Here is a 731-nt window from a genome sequence, read left to right on the forward strand (position 1 = left end):
CCCCTGGATTATGGATGATAGAATCCAGGTTATCGTACTACTGTGGACACAACCTGTCCACTACTTCTGGGGCCAAATCCCGAGCACTAAAACCGGCCCTCAGAGGCCATTTTTGGACGCCCTAACCTGAGCCGTATGCACTATAAGGTTCCTCTTCTTCTGGATGGCCTTTATCTCTTCCCAAATGTTTCTTGCTGAGTCGGATCTCTTGTATGATAAGAGATCTACCCCGCCATGTTCGCGAAGAATTCGAAGGAGCAAGTCTTTATACCGGTCCATGCTTTGATGACCCATGACCAGATCGGTAACCAGCGACGCAACCGACTCGGCATGAACCAAGCCATGAACGATTGGCTTCAGCAAACTCTCCTTCAGAGCAACCTCCATGGCAATAGCTGAGAACACAAAAGCTGCGGTTATGCTTGTATTCATGAGGTTGCGGGCTTCGACGAGGGCGTCGAATGCAGGCTTTGCGAGGAGCCCGTTGCTACGATAGTACGATTGTAAAAGCTCTCCGGTAAACTCTTCGATTGCTTGTTCTTTGTTCTCTTCATAGAGCCGATCCATGAACTCTTCATATTCGGCTTCTTGGTGAGTCATAGACATAAGTACCTGAGCGTATATTTCTTAACATTTTGTCTTGCTGTCCGTTCGCCCTGAGCCTGTCGAAGGGCACAACCAGACATGCCCTTCGACAGGCTCAGGGCGAACGGTTCGTTTTGTTAGAAAAC

Annotated in this window: 1 protein-coding gene; it reads right to left on the reverse strand. The window is 49.0% G+C overall.

Annotated features, from left to right (window positions below; translation table 11 throughout):
• Positions 1-99 precede the first annotated feature (99 nt).
• Positions 100-600 carry a hypothetical protein gene (locus MWC30_RS21695; protein ID WP_244086286.1) on the reverse strand — a complete coding sequence of 167 codons (501 nt, stop codon included), beginning with the start codon at positions 598-600 and terminating at the stop codon, positions 100-102.
• Between the last annotated feature and the right edge of the window lie 131 nt (positions 601-731).

This window comes from Desulforhabdus sp. TSK, from assembly GCF_022836495.1.
GTDB lineage: Bacteria > Desulfobacterota > Syntrophobacteria > Syntrophobacterales > Syntrophobacteraceae > Desulforhabdus.

Coding starts and splice junctions, on each gene's coding strand:
- MWC30_RS21695 (WP_244086286.1), bottom strand. CDS start 600: ATGACTCACCAAGAAGCCGAATATGAAGAGTTCATGGATCGGCTCTAT.